The organism is Fructilactobacillus sp. Tb1 (assembly GCF_050500285.1).
Lineage (GTDB): Bacteria > Bacillota > Bacilli > Lactobacillales > Lactobacillaceae > Fructilactobacillus.
In genome coordinates this window covers 31,102-52,193 of record NZ_CP191377.1, presented here as the reverse complement: position 1 = coordinate 52,193, position 21,092 = coordinate 31,102, and the positions used below count along the sequence as shown (strand labels likewise).

The 21,092-nt window shown below is 33.8% G+C and carries 22 protein-coding genes and 1 other annotated feature; of the genes, 18 read left to right on the top strand and 4 right to left on the bottom strand.

The features are described 5' to 3' along the window. Window positions 1-75 precede the first annotated feature (75 nt). From ACQW5G_RS00295 to ACQW5G_RS00255, 9 genes are all read left to right on the top strand, one after another. A complete protein-coding gene (locus ACQW5G_RS00295) occupies window positions 76-1,485 on the top strand; it encodes an MFS transporter (RefSeq protein WP_429971113.1) in 1,410 nt (469 codons plus the stop codon). 80 nt (window positions 1,486-1,565) lie between these two features. Further along, complete coding sequence (locus ACQW5G_RS00290) at window positions 1,566-2,219, top strand: class A sortase (RefSeq protein ID WP_429971112.1); 654 nt, start codon at window positions 1,566-1,568, stop codon at window positions 2,217-2,219. Window positions 2,220-2,599: 380 nt separating this feature from the next. Beyond that, entirely contained in the window at window positions 2,600-3,790 is a 1,191-nt protein-coding gene (locus ACQW5G_RS00285) for an MFS transporter (protein ID WP_429971111.1), read from the top strand. After that, window positions 3,787-4,044 carry a chorismate mutase gene (locus ACQW5G_RS00280; protein ID WP_429971110.1) on the top strand — a complete coding sequence of 86 codons (258 nt, stop codon included), beginning with the start codon at window positions 3,787-3,789 and terminating at the stop codon, window positions 4,042-4,044. Before ACQW5G_RS00285 ends, ACQW5G_RS00280 begins: the two co-directional genes overlap by 4 nt. Continuing rightward, the gene (gene aroC, locus ACQW5G_RS00275) at window positions 4,045-5,205 is read left to right on the top strand and encodes a chorismate synthase (RefSeq protein ID WP_429971109.1); all 1,161 of its coding nucleotides are present in this window, start codon (window positions 4,045-4,047) and stop codon (window positions 5,203-5,205) included. 7 nt (window positions 5,206-5,212) lie between these two features. After that, window positions 5,213-5,734, top strand: coding sequence for an amino acid biosynthesis protein (locus ACQW5G_RS00270; RefSeq protein WP_429971108.1), 522 nt, complete (start codon window positions 5,213-5,215; stop codon window positions 5,732-5,734). Further along, window positions 5,731-7,026 carry a 3-phosphoshikimate 1-carboxyvinyltransferase gene (gene aroA, locus ACQW5G_RS00265; protein WP_429971107.1) on the top strand — a complete coding sequence of 432 codons (1,296 nt, stop codon included), beginning with the start codon at window positions 5,731-5,733 and terminating at the stop codon, window positions 7,024-7,026. Before ACQW5G_RS00270 ends, aroA begins: the two co-directional genes overlap by 4 nt. A gap of 6 nt (window positions 7,027-7,032) precedes the next feature. Continuing rightward, the gene (locus ACQW5G_RS00260; protein ID WP_429971106.1) at window positions 7,033-8,115 is read left to right on the top strand and encodes a prephenate dehydrogenase; all 1,083 of its coding nucleotides are present in this window, start codon (window positions 7,033-7,035) and stop codon (window positions 8,113-8,115) included. A 4-nt stretch (window positions 8,116-8,119) separates the two neighbouring features. After that, entirely contained in the window at window positions 8,120-8,617 is a 498-nt protein-coding gene (locus ACQW5G_RS00255; protein ID WP_429971105.1) for a shikimate kinase, read from the top strand. A 32-nt stretch (window positions 8,618-8,649) separates the two neighbouring features. Here ACQW5G_RS00255 and ACQW5G_RS00250 read toward each other — a convergent pair whose 3' ends face one another. Further along, window positions 8,650-8,868, bottom strand: a complete 219-nt coding sequence (locus tag ACQW5G_RS00250; RefSeq protein WP_429971852.1) for an ACT domain-containing protein — start codon at window positions 8,866-8,868, stop codon at window positions 8,650-8,652. A gap of 486 nt (window positions 8,869-9,354) precedes the next feature. Here ACQW5G_RS00250 and ACQW5G_RS00245 point away from each other — a divergent pair, with 486 nt between their 5' ends. Then, window positions 9,355-11,238, top strand: coding sequence for an acyltransferase family protein (locus ACQW5G_RS00245; protein WP_429971104.1), 1,884 nt, complete (start codon window positions 9,355-9,357; stop codon window positions 11,236-11,238). A gap of 56 nt (window positions 11,239-11,294) precedes the next feature. Here the strand turns inward: ACQW5G_RS00245 and ACQW5G_RS00240 are convergent, their stop codons facing one another. Beyond that, window positions 11,295-11,924, bottom strand: coding sequence for a glutathione binding-like protein (locus tag ACQW5G_RS00240; protein WP_429971851.1), 630 nt, complete (start codon window positions 11,922-11,924; stop codon window positions 11,295-11,297). 139 nt (window positions 11,925-12,063) lie between these two features. On the opposite strand from ACQW5G_RS00240, the gene ACQW5G_RS00235 reads away from it, so the two are divergent. The 8 genes from ACQW5G_RS00235 to ACQW5G_RS00200 all read left to right on the top strand — a co-directional run bounded on the left by ACQW5G_RS00235 (window position 12,064) and on the right by ACQW5G_RS00200 (window position 18,400). Then, complete coding sequence (locus tag ACQW5G_RS00235; RefSeq protein WP_429971103.1) at window positions 12,064-12,522, top strand: NUDIX hydrolase; 459 nt, start codon at window positions 12,064-12,066, stop codon at window positions 12,520-12,522. Window positions 12,523-12,539: 17 nt separating this feature from the next. After that, on the top strand, window positions 12,540-13,286 hold the full coding sequence (locus ACQW5G_RS00230) for a methyltransferase domain-containing protein (RefSeq protein ID WP_429971102.1): 747 nt from the start codon (window positions 12,540-12,542) through the stop codon (window positions 13,284-13,286). 19 nt (window positions 13,287-13,305) lie between these two features. Further along, on the top strand, window positions 13,306-13,608 hold the full coding sequence (locus tag ACQW5G_RS00225) for a hypothetical protein (protein WP_429971101.1): 303 nt from the start codon (window positions 13,306-13,308) through the stop codon (window positions 13,606-13,608). Continuing rightward, on the top strand, window positions 13,608-13,808 hold the full coding sequence (locus ACQW5G_RS00220) for a hypothetical protein (protein WP_429971100.1): 201 nt from the start codon (window positions 13,608-13,610) through the stop codon (window positions 13,806-13,808). Before ACQW5G_RS00225 ends, ACQW5G_RS00220 begins: the two co-directional genes overlap by 1 nt. Before the next feature lie 11 nt (window positions 13,809-13,819). Then, on the top strand, window positions 13,820-14,284 hold the full coding sequence (locus ACQW5G_RS00215) for an ASCH domain-containing protein (protein ID WP_429971850.1): 465 nt from the start codon (window positions 13,820-13,822) through the stop codon (window positions 14,282-14,284). Window positions 14,285-14,396: 112 nt separating this feature from the next. Then, window positions 14,397-15,875 (top strand): cardiolipin synthase, encoded by a 1,479-nt coding sequence (gene cls, locus ACQW5G_RS00210; protein ID WP_429971099.1) that lies wholly within the window; start codon window positions 14,397-14,399, stop codon window positions 15,873-15,875. Between the two features lie 380 nt (window positions 15,876-16,255). Continuing rightward, window positions 16,256-17,659: an APC family permease gene (locus ACQW5G_RS00205; protein ID WP_429971098.1), complete on the top strand. Its 1,404-nt coding sequence runs from the start codon at window positions 16,256-16,258 to the stop codon at window positions 17,657-17,659. Window positions 17,660-17,800: 141 nt separating this feature from the next. Next, entirely contained in the window at window positions 17,801-18,400 is a 600-nt protein-coding gene (locus tag ACQW5G_RS00200) for a stage II sporulation protein M (protein WP_429971097.1), read from the top strand. Window positions 18,401-18,445: 45 nt separating this feature from the next. Here ACQW5G_RS00200 and ACQW5G_RS00195 read toward each other — a convergent pair whose 3' ends face one another. Continuing rightward, on the bottom strand, window positions 18,446-19,021 hold the full coding sequence (locus tag ACQW5G_RS00195; protein ID WP_429971096.1) for an anthranilate synthase component II: 576 nt from the start codon (window positions 19,019-19,021) through the stop codon (window positions 18,446-18,448). Then, window positions 19,005-20,408 carry an anthranilate synthase component I family protein gene (locus ACQW5G_RS00190; protein WP_429971095.1) on the bottom strand — a complete coding sequence of 468 codons (1,404 nt, stop codon included), beginning with the start codon at window positions 20,406-20,408 and terminating at the stop codon, window positions 19,005-19,007. Before ACQW5G_RS00190 ends, ACQW5G_RS00195 begins: the two co-directional genes overlap by 17 nt. 53 nt (window positions 20,409-20,461) lie before the next feature. Next, window positions 20,462-20,712: a binding site (T-box leader), on the bottom strand. Window positions 20,713-21,092 lie beyond the last annotated feature (380 nt).

The following is a 21,092-nucleotide window of genomic DNA, read 5'->3' as shown; positions in this document are numbered from 1 at the left end:
TTTTATTGTGTAAAATATAGTATAATGTAGATTGTAATGATTATAATCTACTTTAATTATGAAAGGGATGTTCATATGGAAAACAAACACCAAATGAGTTCCTTAACGCGTTTCTTCTTTATTGCGACGATGTTAATTGGAACTTTTACGATGTCAATTAGCCAATCATCATTATCAACTGCATACCCAACTTTAATGACATATTTTGGGGTTTCAGCGGATACAATTCAATGGTTGACGACCGGATTCATGATTGTCATGTGTATTACGATGCCAATCAGTCCTTGGTTGTTAAATAATATGAGTTTTAAACGCTTATTTGCCTTAGTATTGATATTATTTGATCTCGGAACCTTAATTATTTATTTAGGAAGTAATTTCCCAATTGTGATGTTGGGTAGAGTAATGGAAGCTGCGGCTGTCGGAATTTTATTTCCTTCATATCAAACCGTCTTACTTGAAATCACACCAGAAAACAAACGGGGAACAATCATGGGAGTGGCTGGATTAGTAATGGGTTCAGCTTTAGCCTGTGGTCCAATCATTTCTGGAATTGTACTTCACTATACGACCTGGCGCGGGTTGTTCATCTTCTTTATGGCAATTATTACTTTGATTTTAATTGCTTCATTCTTTGTCATGCAAGATGTCATGGCGCGCAAAGAAACGAAACTAGATTGGTTATCAATCTTCTATACTTTAGGTTTAGTGGGCTTACTATACTTCATTTCAGAAGTTGGACGTGCCAATGCAGATTTTAAAGTATTAGGGGTTATCCTTTTAGTTTCATTAGTTATGCTAGGACTATTTGTTCATCGTCAATTAACTATCAAAAATCCGTTGCTTGATTTATGGGTCATGAAAAACTTTAATTATGATTTATCAGTCTTATTAACTGGATTTTCATACATTTCCTTAATTGTGGTAACGATTATTTTTCCACTCTACTATCAACAAGTTCTTCATGTTTCACCATTCATTTCTGGAATGGCACTTGTTCCAGGAGCAGTTTTACTTAGTTTCTTGAATCCATTAACGGGGACTTTAGCTGATAAATTTGGCTTTAAACCAACGATGATTTTCGGAATGTGTATGATTGTTATTGGTTGGGGCATGTTAACATTCCTTCATTTAACTAACATCTGGGGAATGATTTTAATCGCAGCTTTAATTGAAGGGGGAAACGCCTTTGTTATGATGCCAGCGGTTACTTTAGGGGCTAACTCATTACCAGATGATTTAATTTCTCACGGAACAGCTGTAATCACTACGGTTCGTCAAGTGCTAGGATCAACTGGAGTAGCTGTTGCCACTTTAATTTTGGTTAACTTCACTAGTATGGCCACTCATGCTGGTAAAACAACGGCTATTGCAAATCAATTTGGTTTCCATGCAGTCTACGTAACATTCTTCATGGTTGCTGTAGCTGGATTAATCATTGCAATGCTGATTCGGAATACACAAAATGATAGCGAAAAGGCCTAAATTTGTGCTAGTATAAATTTAAACAATGAAAAAGAAGTCATTATTGAATGGCTTCTTTTTGTTCGAAGGGGAAATTTAAAGTGGCTGAAAAAGTAAAAAAGAGTAAATTAAAAAAAATCATTACTTATATTATTTTATGTTTATTACTAATAATTGGATTAGGATTAGTATTTAATTCGCAAATTGAAAGCTTTTGGTTAGGAATGCGTTCAGAGCAAAAAGTTTCTAGCATTACCAAAGCTGAAGTGAAAAAGGGTGAAGCTAAGCCTGGTAATTATAATTATAAAGCCGTTTCAGAAGTTTCTGCTAAATCAATTATGGAAAGTGAAAAGGCTAGTCATGAAAATGCAATTGGTAAGATAAAATATAAAGCTGTCGGAATTAATCTTCCTATTTATAAGGGGCTAAATTCAGAAACTTTGTTTTTAGGAGCTGGAACCATGAAACCCAGTCAAAAAATGGGTGAGGGTAACTACGCCTTAGCTAGTCACCATATGGATGATCCAAAGCGCTTATTTTCTCCGTTAACAAGAGCTAAAAAAGGCCAAATAATCGAACTTTCTAATTTATCTAAGACTTATAAATATAAAGTTACGAATGTTAAAGAAGTCAATGAAAAAGACGTCGGGGTAGTTAATGACGTTCCGGGAAAGAAGCAAGTTACTTTGATTACTTGTAGCAAACCAATTCCTGGAATTACCGAAAGAATTGTAGTTACTGGGGAATTAATTTAGTTAAATCCGAAAGAATGATTATAAAATAACTATTTTTGTCGTAAAAAAGTGTTGACACACATTTGTATTCCATGGTTTAATGAATACATCATAAAAAGAAAGGAAATTTTGAAATGAAAATTATGTCTCAATCCACCAATATCGTGTATATTGCCTATGCTTGGTTTATGTAGCCATTCGCATTTAGTTTAGATGCGGATGGGAACATCTGTATCTAAGCCTGGGTTGTTTGTCATACTCGACTAGATACATTAACTATTAATGTTTAGTCGGGTGAGACGGTAGATTATCTCAAATTAAAATTTTCTTTTACGAATTTTAAAAACTCGCTAAACATCTAATTGTTTGGCGAGTTTTTTATTTCAAAAAAGGTGTTAAAAATGGAAGCAACAGCAGAACCAAAACCGCAGAAACTCAGATTATCAATCGGATTATACATCAACTATTTTGTCCACGGATTTGCGTTGATTATCTTAGCACAAAATATGGTTAGTTTATCGCATAGTTGGTTAACTACGATTGCAATGGTATCTTATGTAATGTCAGGAGTGGGGATTGGACGATTAGTCGCATATCCGATCTCTGGATTTTTAGCAGATCGCTTTGGTCGTAAGACATTCGTGTTCCTAGGCATGTTAGCCTACTTAATTTTTGCGTTAGGAATGGCATTTACCAAACAAATTTGGTTAGCCTACATTTTTGCTATCTTCGCGGGGATTGCTAACTCCTTATTGGATGCTGGAACTTACACTACCTTGGTGGAAATGAGTGATGGAAACGGTCATGGGACTGTGTTACTTAAAGCTTTCATGTCAGCGGGTGAATTTATCTTACCAATGCTGGTTGCCTTCCTTGGTGCGCATCAGATGTGGTACGGTTGGTCATTTATCGTAATGGCAGTCTTATTACTGCTTAATGCGGTAATTATTTTGCCGGTTAAGTTTCCGGCACCTAATCAGACTGAAACTGGTAGCAAAGGTTTGGCAAATGGAAAGCATTCAATGAGAAAATTGGTCATGACTGGTGCCTTACTTGGTTATGGATATACTTCAATGGCTTTAATGATCCTATTCACACAATGGATTACGTTATATGCTAAAAGTGTGTTGCACTTATCCGCTATGATGTCACATTTTCTGTTGTCACTTTACAGTATTGGATCAATCACTGGAGTTCTAACTTTATACTTCTTGCTCAAATTAAAATTACCAGAGAATAAATTGATGTTAGTGTTAAATGTTTTAGCAGTCACTGCTTTATTTACAATCTTAGTTTCAGGAAATGTAGTATTGATTGAACTAGCTTGTATTATTTTTGGATTTTCAGCTGCTGGGGGAGTTATGCAAACGGGGTTAACCTTATTCATGAAACTTTACCCAACCCATCGCGGGACCATTACTGGAAGTTTCTACTTCTTTGGAAGTTTAGCTTCATTCACTATTCCGATTATTACTGGATATCTATCCAAACATAGTATTGCCAACGCCTTTAGATTTGATTTAGTTATTGGATTGATTGGCCTAGCTTTGGTAGTACTTGTGATGTTTTGTAGCAGAAAGGATGCCGCATGAGTTTAGCTGAAGAACGTGGTAAAATTGATGCAATTAATCACAGCTTAGTAGATTTGTTGTTGCAACGTTTTGCAGCAGCTGATGAAATTAGCCGAATTAAAAAAGCAGAAAATTTACCAATTTTAAACCAGAATCATGAAACTGAAGTGTTAGCCAAAATTGACGCGCTAACTAATGATACAGCCTATGCTGATTATATTAAAAATATTTTTATTACTATTATGGATGAAACTAAAAAGTCGGAGGACAAATAAATGAACTACATTACTGCAGGTGAATCTCATGGACCACAATTAACTGGAATCTTATCTGGAATTCCAGCCGGATTACACTTAGATGTTGACGAAATTAACGCCGCTTTAAGTGCTCGTCAAGGTGGCTATGGTCGTGGAAACCGTCAAAAAATTGAACATGATGAAGTCCAAATTGTTGGGGGAGTACGGCACTCAATTACATTAGGTAGCCCAATTGCCTTAGTTGTGAAAAACCGTGATCACGCTCATTGGGATAGCATTATGAACCCAACTGATGAAGCCAACGACAATAATACCTTAAGAAAAGTTGAACGTCCTCGTCCGGGTCACGCTGACTTGGTTGGTGGAATGAAATATCGTCACCGTGATTTACGTAACGTGCTTAAACGTTCATCCGCTCGTGAAACTGCCATGCGGGTTGCCATTGGTAATATTTGTAAACAATTACTTCGCGAATTAGGGATTAACCTGGTTGGTTACGTGCAACAAATTGGAAAAGTGGAAAGCACCGGAACTCCTACTAACGTTGCTGAAATTCAAGCAGCAATCCAAAAAAATGACTTACGTATGATTGACGAAAATGAAGTGAAAGAAATTCATGAATTAATCGACGAAACTAAGAAAAATGGTGACACTTTAGGTGGAATTATCCGGGTGGTTGCCGAAAACATGCCTGCCGGAATTGGTAGTTACGTGAACTGGGACACTAAACTTGATGCTAAATTAGCTGCCGCCGTTGTGGGTGTCAATGCTATGAAAGGTGTCAGTATCGGCGATGGATTCAAAGTTGCTACTCAATCTGGTAGTGAAGTAATGGATCCAATTGCTCATGATGATGCAGGTTGGAACCGTATGAGTGATAACCTTGGTGGTTTCGAAGGTGGAATGACTAATGGAATGCCAATTATCGTAAAAGCTGCGATGAAACCAATTCCAACTCTTTACCATCCTTTGCAAACTGCTGATATTAATACTAAAGAAGTTAAGAAAGCGAACGTAGAAAGATCAGATACGACTGCAATTGTTCCTGCCTCATTGGTTATTGAATCAGTAGTCGCCATTGAATTAGCGAAAGCTATGACTGATACTTTTGATGATAATAGTATGGAACGTATGAAAGAACAAGTTCAAGCTTACCGCGAAGAATTGAAAGAATACTAAAATGGTTTTGCATACGTTAGGACCCCAAGCTACTGATAGTAATGCGGCGGCAGAACGTTATGTAAAGTTACATCCAAATTTAAAGATTAAATTACATGTTGATTTTTTAGATGTTTTAAATCACTTAAATGATTATTCAGGCGATTTATTATTAATTCCCATGGCGTATCAGGATCATGAAGGGAATAGTTTAGGTGATTATCATTATCAATTGATTGATAAAATGCATTTAATTGATACAATCATTACTGATCTTGATCCAATTGTCGTAATCGAAAATCACAGTAATAATCATAAATTATATACTCATCCGGCAACTATAAAGCTAGCCGAAAAGTATCAAAATGGATGTGACATTATAACCACTAACAGTAAGTATGCCGCGTATCAAAGCTATTTAATTGATGGCAAACTAGTCATTACTAATCAGAAAAATGTAGCAAAATTAGCACCAGACGAAACTATTTTACAAACGATTCACAGTAAAATGAGTTGGTGCATTTATCAAATTGGAGGAGTAAGTTCATGAAAAAATTAAGTTCAGCACCGAAATCAGGACTTCATGGGACCATTGTTGTTCCCGGAGACAAAAGTATTTCTCATCGGGCCATTATGTTGGGGTCAATTAGTGAAGGGGATACAACCATTACTCACTTCCTAGAAGGGGAAGATTGTCTTAGCACATTACAGGCTTTTCGTGACTTAGGTGTTGAAATTGATAAGACTGATGATAAAGTAGTTGTGCACGGAAAAGGAACTGGTCAACTACATGCCTCTGAACATGCGTTAGATATGGGAAATTCTGGAACGACAACTCGTTTGATGATGGGTCTTTTAGCTGGGTTACCATTTGATTCTAAATTAGTCGGAGATGCTTCATTAAGTAAACGCCCGATGAAACGAGTAAGTGAACCCTTGAAAGAATTCGGTGTCACTATTGAAACAAACGATGGAAAACTTCCAGCTACAGTCAAAGGCGGATCAATACATGCAGCTAATTACCAACTTCAAGTTGCTAGTGCTCAGGTTAAAAGTGCTTTGATTTTAGCTAGTTTATTTGCAGATGAACCATCAGCGATTATTGAACAACTTCCAACTCGAAATCACACTGAAATTATGTTGAATCAATTTGGTGCAAATGTGAAAACAGCGGATGATGATGTAACTATCACTGTCCAACCACATCCAAAATTAAAGGGCCAAACGATCTACGTTCCTGGTGATATTTCATCCGCCGCATTCTTTATGACAGCAGCTGCCATTATTCCCGGTTCTGACGTCGTGCTTAAAAACGTGAACTTAAATCCCACTCGGACCGGTGTTTTAAAAGTGCTTGAAAAAATGCATGCAGATGTCACTGTGACTGAATTACCAAGCAAGGGTGAACCAATTGGTGATATCAGAGTTAAAGGCAGTAAGTTAACCCCAATTCAGTTAACTGCAGCAGATGTTCCAGCTTTAGTTGATGAAATTCCCTTGGTAGCTTTATTGGCTGCTTGTGCGGACGGTGTCAGTGATATTAGTGGGGCTGAAGAATTACGTGTCAAAGAAACCGATCGAATTGTAGCCATTGCCACTGAATTACGTAAATTAGGGGTCCAAGTTGAAGAAAAACCAGATGGAATGATTATCACCGGTCGCAAAGATTGGCAAGTTAATGACCATCACTTAGATAGTTACGGTGATCATCGTATTGGAATGATGAATGCCATTGCAGCCTTACGGACTGATGAAGATCTATTCCTCCAAAATCCTGAAAGTATCAACATTTCCTATCCCAACTTCTTCCAAGACTTGGCAGAAATTAATGGTGGGGAGTAGATTGAAATGACAACTGTATTTGTAAAAGGATTAGGTTTAATTGGGAGCTCCTTAATTCGAGCCATTAAAACTAGTCATCCAGAAGTTAAAATTATTGGTTCTGATCAGAATCAAGCTAGTGTTGAATTTGCTTTAAAAAATGGTTTGATTGATGAAAGCTCACAAGATTTAGCGAAAACTAATCGTGCTGATTTCATTATTTTGGCGACTCCGGTTTCACAAATTATTGCTGATATGCATAGTTTGGAAATGTTACCACTTAAAGATAACGTGATTATCACAGATGTTGGTAGTACCAAACAAACCATTATGGCAGCTGCTAAAGGATTAACCGATAATGGAATTACTTTTATTGGTGGTCATCCAATGGCTGGTTCTCATAAAACTGGTGTCACAGCCGGAAAAGCTAATTTATTTGAAAATGCTTTTTACTTTCAAGTTGTCAATGGTAATCAAACAGCAGCTGATAAATTGCATTGGTTGTTAGATGGTACCAAAGCCAAATGGCTTACTGTCACAGCACCACAACATGACAAGATTGTGGCGCAAATTAGTCATTTACCGCATATCATTGCTTCTGGATTAGTTAATCAAACTAACTTAACTTTCGAGAATGAACCTTTAGGAATGAATTTAGCAGCTGGTGGATTTAAATCAATTACGCGCATTGCATCAGCTGATCCTGTGATGTGGAATGCAATTTTGTTGAATAACAAAGACGTTATTTTACAACAACTGGATAGTTATCAAGCGACTTTAAGTGAACTCAAAGCACACTTGGCAGCTAATGATGAAACTTACATCAAACGATATTTTCAAAACGCTAAAACTAGTCGTGATAAGCTAAATGTGCAACCAACGGCTCCAACTGGGTTCTTTGATTTATTCTTAGATTTACCTGATCAAATTGGTGAGTTAGCTAAGATTACTACAATGTTAGCGAATGCCAATATTAGTTTAGTTAATCTGCATATTCGTGAAATTCGTGAAGATACAAACGGAATTTTACAGTTAACGTTTAGTAATGAAAAAGAATTAGCAGCTGCAGAAAAAGTTTTAGGAACTAAATACCAATTAGTAAGGAGGTAAGGTCATGGAAGTAATTTTGATTGGATTTATGGGTAGTGGTAAATCAACTATCAGTAAATTACTCGGTGAAAAATTGAATCTTGAAGTCCGTGATTTGGATCAAGTAATTGTAGACTATGAAAATTCATCAATTCATGATATTTTCTTAACCAAGGGTGAACCTTATTTCCGGCAATTGGAATTTGAAATGTTACAACAGCAAGCAGATTTCAATGGAGTTTTAGCAACTGGTGGGGGCACCATTATTAATGGTAATTGTGCTAGTCACGTGCAAGCTTCTGATGTTCCGGTGGTTTTATTAGATATGTCTGATAACGCGATTGAAGATCGCTTAGGAAAACGAGCTGGACGTCCCTTAGCAAGCTCTAAAACGACGGATGAGTTAATTGAGTTAAAACATGAACGGGATGGTCGTTATCATGAATGTGCTGATTTTGTGGTAAAAACTGACTATAAAAATCCCAAACAAGTCGTTGATGAAATAATTGAATATTTAAAGTAAAAAAATAAGCGTCCTTCGATTGAAGGGCGCTTTTATTCTGCAGAAACTAAAACTACATTAATGATTTCAGGTAGAGCATTGATTTCATCTAGCATTTCATGGACTGAGTCGTGTAGTTGATGAGTATCGATTGTAAAGTTAATTACAGCTTGTTGATGAATGGGAAGTGACATATTTAGAGTTACGACATTAGCATCGTATTTGGAAATGACAGTCAAAATTTTGCTCATCACTCCGTATTGATCATTAATGCGGACACTAAAAATAACTTTTTTACTTAATTCGCTATCATCATAGTCAGAAATTAAACCACGATATTTATAAATTACATCACGACTAATCCCAATTTTATGGGCAGCTTCACTAATACTTTTAGCCTCACCTGAATCGAGTAATTTATATGCCTCAACAACTTTGGGAAAAATGGAAGGTAATAATTCTTTATTAACAATGTATTTCTTATCGATCGCGGTTCATCTCTTTCGTATGTAGTTTTCTGAATAGCTTAATCATAATATGTTTAATTTGTTAAAACAAGTGATTTTAAAAGATGAACATAAAATGGCAAATTCTCTATATCAAAATTATATAATGCGTTTGTGTGCCGTGCAAGAAATGGTTATACTTTATTTTAAATTAACATTTTGATGGCATCTTTTCGCTAGTAATTCTATAATAATATTAACTAACTTATTAAGATTTTAAGCTATTAAATAATGTACAGTTTAGGAAGTAATATGGAAAATAAAAAAGTCAAACATCGTTTCATTACCGGATTTACTGGTTTACGAGCATTAGCAGTAATCGGAGTTATTTTATATCATTTTAATGGTCAGTTATTTAGCGGGGGATATCTAGGAGTTCCAATTTTTCTTACGTTATCTGGATACCTAGTTACCGATCATTTAATTAGTGAGTATAGTCAAAATAATTACTTTGATTATGGTCATTTTTGGTATAAACGAATAAAAAAGTTATATCCAACTTTAATTGTAATGTTAATTATTACAGCCGCCTATATTACGTTATTTCAAAGAAATTTATTAGCCAACTTATGGCAAAGTGTTATCACAAATTTAACTTATACATATAACTGGTACGAAATTTTAAATGGTCAATCATATTTTCAAAATTTTGCTGGTTCTGAATCACCATTTACCCATTTATGGACGTTAGCGGTAGAAGGGCAATTTTATTTAATTTGGCCCTTAATTGTAATGTTGATTTTGCGTTTATCAAATCGTAATCGTATTACTGATGAGCCGTTGCATAAAAGAAATGTTTTTTATGTAGCGATTATTTTATCAATTATTTCAGTGCTTGAAATGGCAGCTTTATATCATCATGGAGTTGATCCTAGTCGGGTATACTATGGAACTGACACGCGGATGTTCTCAATTTTATTTGGATCAGCTTTAGCGGTAGTTTGGCCTAGCGACCGAATTATGCATAATGCAGGTAAGAACCAAAGTACGTTCTTTAACGTACTTGGTAGTATTGGATTAGCTATTATGGCGATTTTAGTATTTACAGTTGGTTCACAGTCAGAGTTTCTTTATCGTGGGGGAATGATGATTTTCTCATTAGCTACAGTGTTAATTATGTGGGCTGTGCTAGCTAATGCCGGAAGATGGAATAAATTATTAACTAATCCAGTATTTAATTGGATTGGATCCCGTAGTTACGAAATATACGTTTATCAATTACCGGTTTTTGTCTTTTTTGGTGATAAATTTAAAGATATTGCAGATCATCAAATTAGCTATGGTTTCTTTGAATTGCTTTTAATTGTAGGAATTTCTGAACTTTCATATCGTTTTATTCAAATTCCATTTGGTAGATATGATTATAAAGAAACGTTTGATAAAGTTTGGTTCCATTTGAAAAAGATGAAGAAAATTGAAGTTGTATTATTACTTTCTTTAGTTCTGGGAATATTTGGAATTGTGCAATCAACACTGGTTAATCCTCATCAAGCTAACCATACGCAATTGGCTACTCGGATTAAAAACAATTCGAAAAAAGAAGAAGCTCATAATAAAAAACTAGCTAAGAAAATTAAGAGTAATCAAAAAATCGATCGACCTAAAGCCGACGTTGAGGAATTTGAAAAAGAAGGTTTAACCGCTAACCAATTAAACGAAGCTTCTAAATTCTCTGGTTGTGCAGTTGGTGATTCCGTAATGCTATCAGGACGTGACGAACTACAAAAGATTTTTCCACGGCTTTATATTGATGCGGCTGTTTCAAGACAATCAGCAGTGGCAGTTTCAGTATTACAAAATTTGAAATCTAAAGGTTTAATGGGCAATAATATCATTATTGGTTTAGGAACTAATGGTGATATTACCGATGATACGTTGCAACAAATTATGAAGATTGCGGGACCTAAACGTCACGTTTATTGGATTAATGTCCATGTTCCTACGCAACCATGGCAAAATGCCGATAATGATATGTTGAATAATGCGAAGGGGAAATATCATAATTTAACTATTATTGATTGGAATGATTATATTAAAGATCATCCAGAATGGCTCTATGATGACCAAACTCATCCAAATCCAAATGGTGCAGTAAAATATGCTAGCTTTATTGCGAAAAATATTTTACCAAAATAAATAATGTTACAAAAAAACAGTTGAATTTTAATTAATTCAGCTGTTTTTGAATACTGTTATTCACTTAATGAGTGAGGGGCACCTTCAGCTTTTAGAACTCGTTGAACGGCAGGACGATTTCTCATTGTTTCATCAAATCTTTTTAAATTTGGTAAATTATCAAAGGTGAAATCAAGTCGTTTAATCCAATTTGTCATTACAAATAAATATGGATCAACCAATGAAAATTTATTATTAATCATATAATTCTGATTTTTCAAATGTTTATCAATAAATTTTAACCGAGGGAAAACACGCTTGTATACTAGTTTTTTTGAATCATCAGTATTTGCTAACCAATTACCATTTCTAAATGGTGAAATGAAATTTTTATGTAATTCCGTCGCAATATAGTTGAGCCAAGTTCTTTCTTCCCAGTAGGTATCGGTATCATAATTAGCAATAAAATTACTGTTAGAGTTGACGGAAAGGTATTCTAAAATTACGGCACATTCAGTAATAACTTTTTTAGTATGAGTTTCTAAAGCTGGAACGTATGATTTTTCATTGATTAGATTATAATCACTATTATTCCAAGTTTTATTATCTAAATTTACTTTTTCAGTTTGATAAGGTAATCCAATTTCTTCTAGTAAAATATGTGGGGCGAGGGAGCTTGCACCAGATGCGTAAAATAATTTCATGATTTTCTGTCCTTTTAGTTATATTTATTCATATGATACTCTTCTTACTTTATGTAATTAAATAATTAGCATTAAGCTAACGGTTCATCAATTTAAAGCAATTAGTTTATAATTCAATATAATTAAAAGTTAGGAGAATATTATGGCAGATTATATTAAAGAACTTCGCGCATTAGTTGGCCATCGACCATTAATCTTAAATACTTCCGCAGGGGCATTATTAAACGATAAAAAACAATTGTTACTTCAAGAACGAACTGGAAATGATGATTGGTGTTTTCCAGGTGGTTTTATGGAATTTGGGGAGACTTTATTTGATACTTGTAAGCGTGAATTTAAAGAAGATTCAGGCATGGATGTTGAACCAATCAAATTATTAAAAACTTTTGACAACGACATTTATACATATCCTAATGGTGATCAGACCCAATTAATTACTAATTTATTTTTAGTCAAAAAGGTTGGCGGGCATTTACTTGATCACGTTACTGAAGAAACTAGTGCTTTAAAATATTTTGATTTAGATAACTTACCTCATTTTTTCAATAAACAATCACAAAAAATGGCTGAAGTGGTTATTGAATATGTGAATAATAAATAATGTAATAGGAACTTATTATGAAAAAGATAGATGAATGGAAATTTGAAGAAAAATATGGAATGAAAGGATGGGATTTTTCTCATCTTGATGGTAGGTGGGAAAATGAAACACTCCCATGGAATTATGTGAAATTGGTTTTAAAATATCTTAGGGATGATATGAAATTGTTGGATATGGGAACTGGCGGAGGAGAGTTATTGCGTAATTTTCATCATCCATTTCAAAATACAATAGTTACTGAGGCTTGGAAACCAAATATTGAATTTTTGTATAAAAATCTATCAGATACTGGAATAGTAATTATTGAGAGTGAAAATGAATCAGATTTACCCGTTAATGATGAATCACTTGATATCATAACGAATAGCCATGCCGCATTTGATATTGATTTAATAAATAAAAAATTAAAGAAAAATGGTCTATTTATAACTCAGCAAGTTGGCGCATTAAATAACTATTCGTTATCAAAATATTTTGATAGTGATTATTCTATTGCTTATCCTGAAAATACATTACTTAATACCTTAATCGATTGTGAAAATTCAGGTTTTGAAATCATTTATTATGATGAATATAAACCTACAATGAAATTTTTTGATGTTGGTGCAATTGTTTATTATGCATCAGTAATTCCTTGGGAGTTTCCAAATTTTAGTGTTGAAAATGATTTGAAAAAATTAAATGATTTAGATAAATTAATAAATAAATTTGGATATGTTAGCACGAATGAAGACCGTTTTATGCTAATAGTAAGAAAAAAATAAAACTTTAGGAGAATTCTGCATGATTAAAAAAATTGCTGATGTATATAATCCTTTGGAACCTACGTTATTAATGTCCATACATAAAGAGTATGTATGTGAAATATTAAATGGAAATAAAATTATTGAATATAGAAAATCATTTTATAAGGATAAATTCCAAGCATTTGTATATACAAGTGGTAAAAATGGGGGAATAGAATTGTATATTGAGTGTGATTTTCCAATTTATTCAGATGCAAAAAAATTAGCTAATAAAAAGATGATTTTAAAGAAATATTTAATTACTTTCAAGAAAAGAATGAAGGATATATTATTCCAATAATGAAAGTTTATAAAATTAATAAAATAAGTTTAGATGAGTTAAGATATGAATTTGGATCTTTTAATGTTCCACAAAAATATACTTTTTTAGATAATCCAGCAAAAAAAGATGTATTAGACTATCTATTAAATCAAACAATTATTGAAACTATCTCAAATGATTGGAATAAATATTATAGTATTTTAAAAACCAATAGTTAAGGAGTTAAATGATGACCCCAGAACAATTTTTTCAACAAGCAAAAGAGAAACATGATATACCAGCGGATGCCAAACTTCAAAGTAGTTTTCAATTTGGAGTTGCGGCAGATAAATTAGCTGAGTTAGTTTTATCAGGAACAAAAACAGCCACCACTAGTAATTATGACTTGTACGTAAAAGATAATGATCCATTACCTGGTAAAGGTGCATACGATGTTATTTTTGATAATAATGATAGTCCTATTTGTATTATTCAAAATGATGATGTTCAAGTGGTTAATTATTTAGATGTCGACGCAACCCATGCTTTTGAAGAAGGCGAAGGTGATCGTACTTTGACATATTGGAGAAAAGAACATGACAATTACTTTTCAAAAGAGTGCCAGAGTGAAGGTGAAATTTTTGATATTGAAAATGCTAGAGTAGTATTGGAAAAATTTCATGTAGTTTATCCAAAATCAGATGAAATTGATTAGTTGTGTTTTCTAAATGCAGCATTAAAATAATGTGCAAATTTAATATATAAATGTATCATATATAGTAAGTAAAGTATTTAATTCACAAAAAAATTAAAAATGGAGAGATCATATGGGCACACTAACTATTATTTTGTATGGATTACTATTGGTTGTTTTTATTAATACAATTATCGCTATTATTACAATATTTAGAGAACCACGGGACATCATGTCTACACTAGCTTGGTTAATGGTGTTGATCTTTATTCCAGTTCTCGGATTCTTATTATACGGATTCTTTGGAAGAGGAATTCCTAAGAGCCAAGTTTTAAATATTAAGGGCCAGACTCATAAAGATGTTAGTACTGAAATTAATGAGCAAAAGCAGCAATTAGGAAAGTTTGATGAACAAAGTAATCCTAATAACAAGATTGTTAATGATGCTGCTGAACAAGTTAAAATGTTTATGAATAATGATTTGGCACCATTACAAGGATCTAATGAAATTGAAGTATTTACAGGTGGAGATACATTCGTTAATCAATTATTTACTGATATTGATAACGCCAAAAGTTCTATTAATATTGAATTTTATACTTTTGCTTCCGATAAAATTGGAACCAAAGCATTAAATGTATTAGTTGCTGCTGCAAAACGTGGAGTAGATGTTAAAGTTAGTTATGATGCCTGGGGGTCAATGAGTACCCATGAACAATTTTTCAAACCGCTTTTCGAAGCTGGTGGACACGCTTATCCATTCCTTCATAATAAAAATAACATTTTAGATATGCGAGTTAATTACCGAGATCACCATAAATTAATCACGATTGATGGAAAAATTGGGTATATTGGTGGATTGAACTTAGGTGATCAATATATGGGATGGGATCCCAAATTTGGTAACTGGCGTGATTGTATGATCAGAGTTAAGGGACACGGAGTTTATGGAATGCAATCGAAGTTCATTCCGGATTGGAATGCCACTGCGCCTAAAAATAGAATTGATTTCAATAGTCCTACTGAAATGAAAAAATATTATCCAGAAAATGCTACTGATGGAAAAGCAATTATGCAAATTGTTTCCAGTGGTCCAATCAGTGAAAAACAACAAATTAAAAAAGGATACATTAAATTAATCCAAAGTGCCAAGCATTCTATTAAATTGACGACTCCTTACTTAATTCCTGATCCATCCGTTATTGACGCTTTAACCATTGCTGCAGAATCAGGAGTAGATATTCAAATTATTACTCCTGATATGCCTGATCATCCATTTGTATATCGTGCTACTCAGTGGTATACCCGTCAATTAATTGATTTAGGATGTAAAGTATATGCTTATAACGACGGCTTTATGCATGCTAAAACGATGGTAGTAGATGATAAATTAGTTTCAATTGGATCAGCAAACTTTGATTACCGTAGTTTTTCTTTGAATTTTGAATGTAATGCATTTGTTTACGACAAGAAATTGGCTAAAGAAATGGAAGAAATCTTTAAAGTTGATTTAGAAAACGCAACTCAAAGAACTAAAGAATATTTTGAAAACGAAGGCTGGTGGCTTAATTTTAAACAACACTTTAGTCGCCTTATGAGTCCTTTAATGTAATTAATTAGGCAACTGAGTTCCTGTTTACAACCTGGAATTTAGTTGCCTATTTTTATGCATATTTTTTCGATTATAGTTCGTTATTTTATTTAAAAATGTTTAATATAATTAATATTATTCGTATTTATTGACATATGTTAAATATATGAGTACACTTGTTTAAAAATGAAAGGGATAATTTTAGCATGATAAATTCAAAAAGAGATATTAATATTTATTATTTAGCGTATTTTGTCAAAATTAATGACTAACACGTTAAATTTTAACGTGTTGTCGAAAAGTTCGATGATAGGTTAAAAGTTGCTAAAAGAATCTAACAATACTTTTAAAACACATCGGGCGTAATGTCATTGATATGTTTTTTGATTGGGGGAATTAAATTGAGTTTAGTTGCGCGAATGTTTCAAAAAGAAGAATTAAGTACATATTTAGATAATGATAAACATTTAAACCGAACATTAACGGTTAAAGATTTATTAGGTCTAGGAATTGGGGCAGTTATTGGTACGGGAATTTTCATTCTTCCAGGGACAGTTGCCGCAACTACAACTGGACCTGCGGTTGTAATTAGTTTTCTATTAGCTGCAGTAGTTTGTGCATTAGTAGCAATGGCATATGGAGAATTTTCTGCGACATTACCAGTTGCTGGATCTGCATATTCATATGGAAATATTGTTTTCGGGGAAGTTGTCGGCTGGGTTTTAGGTTGGGCATTGATTTTGGAATACTTTTTAGCAGTTGCTGCTGTGGCAACTGGTTGGTCAGCATACTTTACTAGTTTAATTTCGCCAATTATTAAATTACCAAAAGCATTCACGGGAGCTTTTGATCCAGCTCATGGAACTTATGGAAATTTAGTTGCGATCTTAGTTATTTTAGTAATTGCGTTTAGTTTACGTAAAGGAATGACAACATCTAAAAAGACAGAAAACCTGCTAGTGTTATTGAAATTAGCCATTATTTTAATTTTTATCGTTGTTGGATTCTTTTACATTAAGAGTTCAAACTACCACCCATTTATTCCTAAAAGAATGCATGATTCTTTCGGTTTCCAAGGAGTTTTAACTGGGGCAGCAATGGTCTTTTTCTCATTTCTTGGTTTTGATGCGTTATCAGGATCTGCGGCAGAAGTTAAGAATCCTAGTCGTAATTTACCATTAGGAATCATTGGAACTTTAGTAATTGCAGCTGTTTTGTATAGTTTAGTAGCTTTTGTACTAGTTGGAATGGTTAACTATACCCAATTAAATGTTGCTGATCCTGTATCATTTGCACTTCATCATGTGGGACAAAATGCCATTTCCATGATTATTGCGGTAGGAGCTTTAATCGGAATGTACACAATGATGTATGCTACGATCTATTCTTCATCACGATTGATTTATGCCATTGGAAGAGATGGATTATTGCCAGGTAAGTTAGGACAAATTAACAAAAATGGGGTACCTACAAGAGCCTTGATAATTTCAACGGTTATTATTGCTGTCTTTGCTGGACTAATTCCATTAGACAAATTAGTTGATCTAGTTAGTTTTGGAACCCTACTAGCATTTACGGTTGTATCTTTAGGAATTATTCCCCTTCGTAAACGAAAAGATATTAAGCATAATGGATTTAAGATGCCAGGTTATCCAGTTTTGCCCATCATTGCCACACTATTTTCACTAAGTCTAATGACTCAATTACATGTGGAAACATTAATTACAGCTGGAATTTGGTTCTTAATTGGAATCATAATTTATCTGGTTTATGGAATTCATCATTCAACGTTGAATCGAGATTAGTAAAAAAGATGATGTGATTATTAATGTGTAGTAATAAAGAGTAATTGTATACAAAATGTATCAATTGCTCTTTTTCTATATCAATGTTTAATAAATATCTATATACTTTTAATCAACATGAGACCTCAAAGGAGATTATTAGTGAAAAATAGATTGAAAAACCTTGTTAAAAATAATCCGATCGATTGGATTTTGTTAAGAAAATTAGTATTATTTTTCTTAGTTGTTGCCGTAATAACTTTTATTGTTAATATCGTTGTTAGATATAACTCAGTAGGATATTTACAGAGAGTATATAGTGGATTTGAACCAAAATCTGAATTTGATGAATTTCTTTATATTTTCAGAAATAATGCGTTAACAGTTCCACTAGTCGTATTAATAGTTGCCTTAATTCCAATTCCATATTTATGGATGTACGCCATTGTGATGAATGGAATTATTTTTGGAACAGCTTTTGCAATCCCATTTACGAATGCAAAAGTAACGCTTTTCGAAATGTTTACTGAACTTATTTGCCACAGTATTATTGAACTTTTTGCATTCTTCATTTTATTTACAGTAGCATTTAAGCTTAATAAGGCAGTATGTCAAAAATTATATAAACATGGTAAGAATAGTGTGAAGAAAGCGATTGGTAATTACCTTAAGCTATACTTCATCTATGTATTACCATTGCTTTTCATAGCCGCATTGCTTGAGACATATGTTTCTGAAAGATTTGCAGATATATTTAGATAAAACAATAAAGCCAACTCGAAAATTAATTCGAATTGGCTTTTTCATTTACAACGATTCTAAAAAGTTACTAACAATCTTTTGCCCCAATGCTTGATCAGTCAAAATTGATTCGGGATGAAACTGAACTCCGTACATCCGTTTATCAGGAATTTCAGCAGCCATTAATTCATTGGCATCATCTACTGCTGTGACCTTAAATTCAGCTGGTAAAGTTGCCATTTCTCCAACTAAAGAGTGATAACGAGCTACTGTTCCTGTTGGCGCATAATCTTTGAATAGTAAACTATCATTGTCTAATTTTAACAACGAAGTTTTACCATGCATTAACTTTTTAGCTGGTACAACTTTGCCATGCATCGCCTGAATCATGACTTGCAATCCCATACAAACTCCTAACATGGGAATTTGGCCTTGTAATTGTCTGACAACTTTTAAGCTAACCCCAGCATCATCTGGATTACCAGGACCAGGGGAGAGAATGATAGCTTCTGGCTGTAATGCTTCAATTTCTGGAACAGTTAGTTCATCATTTTTAATCACTTTGATATCTTGGGTAAATTGACCAATGAGTTGGTACAAGTTATAAGTGAAACTGTCATAATTATCAATCAATAGAATCATAGTTCAAAACCTCCAAGTTTGTTGCTTGACGTAAGCCATTTAAAATAGCTCGTGATTTATTAAAACATTCTTGATATTCATTATCGGGAATACTATCCGCAACAATTCCAGCACCGGAATGAACCGTTAAATGATGTCCTTTTTTATGGGCTAAACGAATTCCAATCGCAAAGTCACAATCACCATTAAAGTCTAAATAGCCAAATGTGCCGCCGTAAATACCGCGATGCTGTTGTTCTAAATCACCAATGATATTAATAGCAGAAACCTTAGGTGCGCCAGATAGAGTTCCAGCTGGAAAGACGGAGTTTAAAGCATCGAGACCAGTTTTATCAGGTGCAATTTGACTTTCAACCGTAGATGCTAAATGCATAACCTGCTTATATTTTTTCAACACCATATGTTCCGTAACTTTCACAGAATTGAACTGACTGACAGCTCCTAAATCATTGCGGCCTAAGTCAACGAGCATATTGTGTTCGGCAATTTCCTTGGGATCAGTGTGTAATTCATTTTCAAATTTAGTTTCTTCGGCAGTATCTTTTCCACGCCGACGAGTTCCTGCAAGGGGAAAAGTAGCTAAATTAGTATCGATTTTACGCAGTAACGTTTCAGGAGAGGCTGTTGCAGTTTGAAAATCACCCAGAGTGAAGTAGAAATGATAAGTTCCAGTAAGTTGTTGATATAACGCTAATAAATCACCATTTGCTTCACCTTGTAAGGGATTTGATAAAATCATTTGGAAGATATCACCTTTATAGACATGTTCAATCGTTTTATGAATTAACTTTTCATAAGTTGGTTTATCATATTTGGGGATTAATAATTTAGCGATTTCGAGGGTAGGGAAACCATCAAATTCAGCCTGTAAATCAGTTAATTCCTGCTTTAATTCCGTTAAAGTATCTGATTCGCCAACGGGTAAATTTTGAATTAAGGTTACTTGGTTAGTACTTGGATCAAAACCAATCACTTCCGTAAATAGCATAAATGCCGCATCATCTAAGCCAAATGGATTATTAACTTTCGGATAATGGGGAATGTTATATTTCACGTAATCATAAGCAAAGTAGCCTAATAATCCACCAGAAAATGGTAATGGTTGACTAGTGTCATCAAATTCGTACTCACTCATTAAGTCTTCTAAGTAATCTTGTAAATCAGTTTTAATCTTGGTGTCATTAGTTGATAAAACACCATCCCGATAAGTTAATTTAAGTTTCGGATGAATTCCTAAATAGATTAAATTAGTTTTTTCTAAAGTAGTTTCATTATTAATATCTAAGATATAACCATCTTGGTTTTGCTTACGGAAACTCGCTATAATCTTGCTAGGAGAGAAAGTTGCATCTTGATATTGTAAAGTGTGTCGTTCGTATTTTGTCATTATGTGACCTCCAAAAAATTTGTATAAAAAAAGCCCGCCCATAACAAATGATTGTTAAGGACGGACAAATTTATCCGCGGTGCCACCTTAATTGGAGGTAGTCAAAAAGACTACTTCCCGCCTTAGCAAGGAACTATCATTCCTCCGGGAACTTACGTATCCCAACACGTCACTAGGTAATCAGCCAAAGCTTTTATTAGTGCCCTCAGTGGTCCATTTAATTACTTGTTTCTTACTGATATCTCACCATCATCAGCTCTCTTGAAAGGCATGGTAATCTTGATCTCCACGTCAACGGTTTTGATAACTTAGCCAAAAGTTATCGACGGTTAACTGCTTGTTTTATTTCCAATAGATTAAAGCATAAATAAATTTGTGTCAACTAAATAAAAAAATTTAATTTAGTTGTTGACATGATACAAAAATCTAGTTATGATTAATAAAAATTAAATACGACCCAAAAGAAACCATTGAGATGGAGATTAAAACTAATGTGCACGCCCAGAGAGTTGCCGGTGCTGAGAATGGCAATCGAACGCAGTTAGTTAAATGGACCGTCGAGGGCAAACTTGAAAGTATATTATACGAGTATGGTTTGACGTTAAGACATACGTCAGTTGTCGGGAGGATGTTGGTCCTCTGCTAAGCGGGGTTAGAATCGATATTCTTTTAGAATACCGTATT